This window comes from Bradyrhizobium sp., assembly GCF_019244115.1.
Lineage (GTDB): Bacteria > Pseudomonadota > Alphaproteobacteria > Rhizobiales > Xanthobacteraceae > Bradyrhizobium.
On the sequence record NZ_JAFATE010000377.1, the window covers coordinates 1 to 7,678 of the forward strand.

6 protein-coding genes are annotated in these 7,678 nt (G+C 61.7%); 5 read left to right on the forward strand and 1 reads right to left on the reverse strand.

Features of this window, described 5'->3' with window-relative positions; translation table 11 throughout:
• The first annotated feature begins 164 nt into the window (after positions 1-164).
• The 5 genes from JOZ76_RS16630 to JOZ76_RS16650 all read left to right on the forward strand — a co-directional run bounded on the left by JOZ76_RS16630 (position 165) and on the right by JOZ76_RS16650 (position 6,986).
• On the forward strand, positions 165-923 hold the full coding sequence (locus JOZ76_RS16630) for an ATP-binding protein (RefSeq protein ID WP_291699821.1): 759 nt from the start codon (positions 165-167) through the stop codon (positions 921-923).
• A 17-nt stretch (positions 924-940) separates the two neighbouring features.
• Positions 941-1,501: a hypothetical protein gene (locus tag JOZ76_RS16635; RefSeq protein ID WP_291699823.1), complete on the forward strand. Its 561-nt coding sequence runs from the start codon at positions 941-943 to the stop codon at positions 1,499-1,501.
• Positions 1,502-1,645: 144 nt separating this feature from the next.
• Positions 1,646-2,764, forward strand: a complete 1,119-nt coding sequence (locus JOZ76_RS16640) for an efflux RND transporter periplasmic adaptor subunit (RefSeq protein ID WP_291699825.1) — start codon at positions 1,646-1,648, stop codon at positions 2,762-2,764.
• A complete protein-coding gene (locus JOZ76_RS16645) occupies positions 2,761-3,837 on the forward strand; it encodes an efflux RND transporter periplasmic adaptor subunit (RefSeq protein WP_291699827.1) in 1,077 nt (358 codons plus the stop codon). The genes JOZ76_RS16640 and JOZ76_RS16645 overlap by 4 nt, the downstream gene beginning before the upstream one ends.
• A complete protein-coding gene (locus tag JOZ76_RS16650) occupies positions 3,834-6,986 on the forward strand; it encodes an efflux RND transporter permease subunit (protein ID WP_291699829.1) in 3,153 nt (1,050 codons plus the stop codon). Before JOZ76_RS16645 ends, JOZ76_RS16650 begins: the two co-directional genes overlap by 4 nt.
• Before the next feature lie 440 nt (positions 6,987-7,426).
• Here JOZ76_RS16650 and JOZ76_RS16655 read toward each other — a convergent pair.
• On the reverse strand, positions 7,427-7,678 hold a 252-nt coding region (locus JOZ76_RS16655; protein WP_291699831.1), incomplete at its 5' end, for a LysR substrate-binding domain-containing protein.

The following is a 7,678-nucleotide window of genomic DNA, read 5'->3' on the forward strand; positions in this document are numbered from 1 at the left end:
GAGGCCGTTTCGAATCCTGGTTCTTGGTCACCATAGGCTTCACCCTTGTATTCACGATGCTGCGAGCGCCCCGGGCTCGTTGACGATCCCGGCTTGACACGTTCGCGGCGAAAGCGCAAGTAAAATAAACTATACGGTATAGTTTAAATCAGAAGGAGCCCGCTGTGCCCCATTCACTAGCCCATCCGCCCGCACTGGAGGGACGAACCCTCCTGGACGAGCTGAATCACCGCATCAGGAACGAGCTCGCCTCGGTCATCCACCTCGTCTCCTTCAAGGCGATTTGGACCGACAACGTCGACGCCAAGGAAGAGCTGAGCAATGTCGTCGACTTGCTTTACCAGCATATCGAAGTCCATAACATTCTGACGATGCCGGATCGCGACGCGCTCGTCGATGCCGGCGAACAGCTTCGCAAACTTGGCCTGGCCATGTGTCGATGCAAGCTGGATCGCATGAACATCCACCTCGTGTTGTCGGTCGACACGTTGCCGCTGGAGTCCGAGCGATGCTGGCGCCTGGTATTGGCCGTCTACGAGCTGGTGACGAATGCGGTTCGGCATGCCTGCTTCGACGGCCGCGATGGTCAAATCAAAATCAAGCTGATGTGTACGCGTTCCTGGGTGAACTGCTGGGTCTCCGACAACGGATCGGGCCTCGGAAGGATCAAGCCTGGCCGCGGCCTGCGGATCGTTAGCGAACTCGCAAAAGGCCTGGGCGGCCGGATGAGTCATACTTTCGGCACGACATCGACGACGTTCGCCCTGGACTTCCCGCTGACCGAGCGCGAGCAGCACGCGAACCGCGCGGTCACCGCTCGCCGCCCCAGAACCGGTCGTCGGTTGAAGGCCGTACCGACACCGCCTTCCGTGTCAGCCGTCGGTCAGCGGGTGAACGACCTCGCTATCCAATCAAAACTGTAGATCAAAGGAGACACACAATGTCGACGAAGACTCTTCTCACCCTCTCTGCGACCGCGTTGCTCGGTGTCGCGGTTTTCGCGCCAAGTGCGGCGCTTGCACAGCTGCCCGGCCCGCCTCCGGGTCCTCCGCCTATGCTCGCTGGTCCTCCGCCCGGCCTCGCCGGTCCTCCTCCGGGCCACGGTGCCGGCGGTCCTCCTCCGGGTCTCGGTGCCCGTGGTCCTCTGGCCGGACCTGTCACTGGCCTTCCGCCGCGCGGTCCCGCGGGCGCTCCTTCGCGTGACATCGCGGGTGGTGCGCCTCGTCTCGATACTGCTGCCGGACTGCGTGGTCTCGATCGCGGCGGCCAGGCCAACTTTCGCGGTGTCGAAGCTCGCACCGCGAACTACGGTGCCAACGGCTACAACAGCAACAGTTACGCTAGAGACGGTTCCGGCCAGGGCTACCGCTACGGGCGTTATGCCGCGGCTGCTGCTTACGCCTATGGCAGATCCTACGCCTCATCTGATGACGGCTGCTACTATGTCACCGCCTATCGGCGATACGGCTACAGGCGGGTTCTTGTCTGTCATGGAGACTGATTGAGGCGGACGCCCCAATGGCGCCCCGATCTTGCATCGGGGCGTCTGTCTTTTGCCGAATGCAACTTGCCACTTGGTTCGATTTCGGACTTGACGGCCCAATAAACAAACTATACGGTTTAGTTTATTAAATAGGAGACTGCCGTGTACCGCTCCCTTCGCCATGTGCTCGCTCAGGCAATTCTGAGGCACGTCAGTATTGCGCTCGCACTCGCGCTTCTGGCGGCGCCACTCGCTGCCTGCAATGACCACGCCGCCAGCCTCCTCGAACGCGCTGCGTTCGTGCACACCGAAGTCGTGCAGCCGCGGGACGCCCAAGCCTCCCTCACCTTGACCGGCGAGATCCAGGCTCGTTTCCGCGCCGATCTATCCTTTCGTGTGAGCGGGCGCGTGCTCGCGCGCATGGTCGACGTCGGCGCCCACGTCAATGCCGGCGACCTCCTTGCCCGGCTCGATCCGGCCGAGCAGCAGGCTGATTTTGACGCCGCGACCGCAAGTATGGCTGCGGCGGAGGCCCAGCTGCGCGTGGCGCAGGCGACGTTCGATCGGCAGAACCTGCTTCTCTCCAGCGGATTCACCACCCGCGTCGCCTACGACCAAGCGCAGGAGCAATTGCGAACGGCCCAAAGCACGCTTGAATCGGCGAAAGCGGAGCTGGGTAGGACTCGCGAGGCGCTCGGCGATACGGAACTGCGCGCCCGCGCCGCCGGTGTGATTACCGGGCGAAACCTCGAGGTCGGACAAGTCGTGCAGGCCGCCCAATCGGTCTTCACGCTGGCGCAGGACGGCGAGCGCGACGCCGTCTTCGATGTCCCTGAATCGATGTTCTTGGGCGATGTAGAGAGCGGCAGCGTCTCGCTCGCGCTGGTCTCTGGTCCTGACGCGACCGCTACAGGCTACGTCAGAGAGATATCGCCTGCCGTCGATCCCAAGAGCTCCACTGTTCGCGTGAAAGTCGCGATCCAAAATCCGCCCGCTGCGATGACGCTTGGAAGCGTCGTCGCGGGCACCGCCGGGACGAAACCCGCAACCGAGATCACCGTGCCCTGGACCGCCCTGATGGCAGTGGGGTCAAAGCCCGCGGTCTGGATCGTCGACCCCAAGACCAGGACAGCGTCACTGAAGCCCGTGATTGTCGGCGCTTACGAGGCAGGAGCGGTGCAGATCAGGGAAGGACTCGAGGCTGGAGACCGCGTCGTCATCGACGGAGGCAAGCTGCTGAGCTCTGGCCAGCCTGTCACATTTGGCGAGGATCGATCATGAGAACACGGTATTTTCTCATCGCAAGCACTATCGCTTCGGCCTTGGTGGTGGCCGGCTGCAAACAGGAGACGAAGACGCCGGAGCCTGTCCGGCCCGTTCTGTCCACTGTGATCGAACCGGCCGCATCTGGCAGCACTGTGGCGGTTGGAACGGTCCAGCCGCGCTATCAGACCAATCTCGGCTTCCGCGTGCTTGGACGCCTCATCGCGCGTCCGGTCAACGTCGGAGATCTGGTGGCCGAAGGGCAGACGATTGCCGCAATCGATCCGACCGCCCTCGAGCTCGCCGTGCAGTCAGCGAAAGCGGACCTTTCTAAAGCCGAGGCTCTCCTTGAAAACGCAATCGGGACCGAGGAGCGGAAACGGATCCTGATCAAGACCGACGCTACAACGAAGCAGACGCTTGACGATGCAGAGCAGGTGCGCGCTGGCGCTCAAGCATCGACCGCTCGCGCCCGCGCGAATCTGACCAAGGCTGTCGAACAGCAGAGTTATGCTCAAGTGAAGGCCGATTTCGCCGGTGTGGTCACGGCCGTGAGCGCCGAGGTGGGACAAGTCGTTTCGCCGGGTCAGAGTGTCGTGACTGTAGCGCGACCGGACGTCCGAGAGGCCGTAGTCGATATCGGCGCAGACTTCCCGGTGCCCTTGACAGTCGGTTTGCCATTCACCGTCAGCCTGCAGCTGCTCCCTGACGTTCAGATCCTGGGCCAGATTCGCGAAATTGCGCCGCAAGCCGATCAAGTGACCCGCATGCGCCACGTTCGCATCGCCTTGAATGACCCGCCGGAAAGCTTCCGCCTCGGAAGCACCGTCACTGCAAGACTCGGCAAGGCCTACAACCCGGTTCTCCGGGTGCCCGCGTCCGCCGTGCTCACAGAAGGTGCCGAGACTTTCGTCTGGGTCATCGACGCTCCCGCGAGCACGATTTCGCTGCGCAAGGTCGACCTCTCCGAGGAGGAAGGGGGCATCCGTGTCATCAACGGTCTAACCGCCGGGTCGCGCATTGTGACTGCCGGAATCCACAGTCTCAAACAAGGACAGCAAGTCCGCATCGAACAGGACACCACGCCATGAAAACCTTCAACCTTTCCGACTGGGCCCTCGGCCACCGTTCGCTCGTCTGGTATTTCATGATCGCCTTCATGGCGGCGGGTATGTTCGCCTATCTGCAGCTGGGGCGGCAGGAAGATCCTGATTTCACGATCAAGACCATGGTAATCGGGGCCCAGTGGCCCGGCGCTTCGCCGGAGGAAATGACACGCCAGGTCACCGACAGGATCGAGAAGAAGCTCGAAGAGCTGGAGTCGCTCGACTACACCAAGAGCGTCACCGTTGCGGGCCAAACGACGGTCTTCGTCTATCTGCGTGACACGACGAAGGCCGCCGATGTCGCGCCGACCTGGGCGCGCGTCCGTAACATGATTGCAGACATTAAGGGCGATTTCCCGCAAGGCGTGATTGGGCCAGCATTCAACGACCGCTTCGGCGACGTCTTCGGCAACATCTACGCCTTCACCAGCGACGGCCTGACCGAGCGGCAATTGCGCGATCGGGTCGAAGACATTCGCGCGAAAGTCTTGACCGTCCCGAATATCGGCAAGGTCGATATTCTCGGCGCGCAGGATGAAAAGATCTTCCTGGAATTTTCGACCCGGAAAATCGCGGCCCTCGGCCTCGATACTCGTTCGATCGTCTCCTCGCTGCAGGCGCAAAATGCCGTCGCGCCCTCCGGTGTTTTCCAGGAGGGGCCGGAGCGAATCAGCGTGCGGGTCAACGGTCAATTCACATCTGAGGAGAGCTTGAAAGCCATCAATCTCAGGGTCAATGACCGCTTCTTCCCGCTGACAGACGTGGCAACCGTCACCCGCGGTTATGAGGATCCGCCGACCACGCTTGTCCGCTTCAACGGCCAGCCCGCCATCGCGCTCGCGATCGGGATGAAGTCGGGCGCGAACTTGCTGAAATTCGGCGAGGCCCTGAAGGAGGAAATGTCGAAGATCTTGGCCGAGCAGCCGATCGGTCTGGGTGTTCATCTCGTCGCGGACCAGCCGGTCGTTGTCGAGCACGCCGTGTCGGGCTTCACGGAAGCTCTGTTCGAAGCGGTGGTCATTGTGCTCGGAATCAGCTTCTTGAGCCTCGGCCTTCGCGCCGGACTCGTCGTTGCCATCGCGATCCCGCTGGTTCTCGCGATTACGTTTGTGGTGATGGCATATGCCGGAATCTCGCTGCAGCGCATTTCGCTGGGCGCCCTGATCATCGCGCTCGGGCTACTCGTCGACGACGCCATGATAGCCGTCGAGATGATGGTGGCGCGGCTGGAAGTTGGCGATCCCCTCGAGAAGGCCGCAACCCACGTCTACACCTCCACGGCTTTTCCCATGCTGACGGGCACGCTCGTCACCGTTGCCGGGTTCATCCCGATTGGTCTCAACACCAGCAACGCCGGTGAATTCACCTTCACCTTGTTTGTGGTCATTGCCGTCTCCTTGCTTGTGTCATGGATTGTCGCCGTGCTGTTCACGCCCCTCCTTGGCGTGACGATCCTTCCGGCGAAGATGAAAGGCCATCACGAAGAAAAGGGGCGCGCGACCCGTCTCTTTCAGCGCGTGCTCCTGGTCTGCATGCATCATCGCTGGATCACCGTCGGGGTAACGGTCGCGGCCTTCGCGCTTGCCCTGTTCGGCATGAAGTTCGTGCAGCAGCAGTTCTTTCCGTCGTCGGACCGTGCCGAATTGGTCATTGACTGGAATTTGCCTCAGAACGCCTCGATTGCAGAGACCAATGCGCAGATCGCCCGCTTCGAGCATGAACAGCTGGAGGGCAATCCCGGCGTCGACCATTGGTCAACCTATGTCGGAACTGGCGCGCCGCGCTTTGTGCTGTCATTCGACGTGCAGACGGCGAACAGCTGGTTTGGCCAGATGGTCGTCGTCACCAAGGGCGGCATTGCCGCGCGCGACCGCGTCAAGGCGCAATTCGAGACCTATCTGAAGAAGACCTTTCCGGGCACCGACACCTTCGTCAAGTTGCTCGAGGTCGGGCCTCCCGTCGGGCGTCCCGTGCAATATCGGCTGAGCGGACCCGACATTGCGAAGGTTAGGGAATTTTCTCAAAACCTCGCTGCCATTGTACGCACCAATCCGCACCTCGATCACGTCGTGTTCGACTGGATGGAGCCGGCGCGCGTCGTCAAGGTCGACGTCCTTCAGGACAAGGCGCGCCAGCTTGGTGCGAGCTCTGAGGACATCGCGACGACGTTGAACGGCGTCCTTGCCGGCTCTTCGATCACCCAGGTGCGGGACAGCATTTACCTGGTGGACGTGATGGGCCGGGCGACCGCACCCGAGCGTGCATCGATCGAAACGCTACGCGACCTGCAATTGACAGGCTTGGGAGGCCAGTCCGTGCCGCTCGGCGCGGTGGCCACGCTGCGCTATGAGATCGAGCTGCCAACAATCTGGCGGCGATCGCGGCTTCCCACGATCACGCTCAAGGCCAGTATCCTCGACACAGTGCAGCCAAAGACGATCGTGGACCAGCTCGCGCCGAAGGTCGACGAGTTCGCAAAAGGACTGCCCGCGGGATACTCGGTCGCGATCGGAGGCTCGGTCGAGGAAAGCGCGAAGAGCCAAGCCCCGATCGAAGCGGTCGTTCCGCTGATGCTCTTCATTATGGCGACGATCCTGATGATACAGCTGCAAAGCTTTCACCGGCTGTTCCTGGTGTTTGCCGTGGCCCCCCTCGCGTTGATCGGCGTGGTCATGGCCTTGTTGCCAAGTGGAGCGCCACTCGGCTTCGTCGCAATCCTCGGCGTGCTTGCCTTGATCGGCATCCTGATCCGCAACTCCGTGATCCTGATCGTGCAGATCGAGGATCTGAGAAAGGCAGGACGCGCAGCATGGGACGCGGTCGTGGAAGCGACCGAACATCGCATGCGGCCAATTATGCTAACCGCAGCCGCCGCAAGTCTGGCCCTGATTCCGATCGCGCGCGAAATCTTCTGGGGTCCGATGGCCTACGCCATGATGGGCGGCATCATCGTAGGCACGGTGCTGACACTGTTGTTCCTGCCGGCGCTGTATGTGGCCTGGTTCGGGATCAAGGAGCCGGAGTCTGCTCCCTCCACCGATCACGAGAATCCGCTTGCCCCGGAATTGGGACCAGATCTGGCGGCGGATGCTCCCTCGCAGCGGGAATTGGAAACTGCGCAGGAGCCAATGTGAAGAAAATCGTAGAAGATCGTAGTTCGGAGCAAAAAATCGTGCGGTGGCGGAGAGGGAGTCAGTCAACTCTCCTTGAAAGATCGATAATTTTCCGCCTTTCCAAACCAAAACCCACGATTTGAGCAACGGCTTGAAGAGCCTACGCCCCGAATGGAGCCGGCGCATCGGGTCGCCGCGGCTCCCACCAAATATGGAAAACAACCTCATGCACAGTAGCCGGCGGCCGTCACAACCGACCGTTGGGACCGAAAACCTTACAGGTCAGCGGCACGACTTCATCATTCCAAAATCCGCCAAAGTCGACGTGATCGGTTGCCTGCCCTTGCTGTATCCGAGCAGGCGCCAGAGAAAGCCCCCCTCGCGCTTGAGCTCGACGGTGACCTTCGTTTTCCCCACTGGCTACCCGCCGTTTCCGCGCTTTGGCGCTCCCGGGGCCCACACTAACCGGAACGCGATTGCCTGCGCGCGAGCGCGAGGAAATTTCGCACTGTCGCGGAGCGATTCTCGGCGCTAACAGCGAGGCCGATCGGGGCCCGCGGAGAGGTGCCCTCGATGCGAAGGTAGGCGATGCCTTCAGCCCGGATCTGCTCGATCGACTGCGGCACAACCGAGACCCCGAAGCCTGCCGCGACGAGATGGACGATGGAGGAGATTTGCGGCGCCTCCTGGCCGAGCACGGGGCTGAAGCCCGC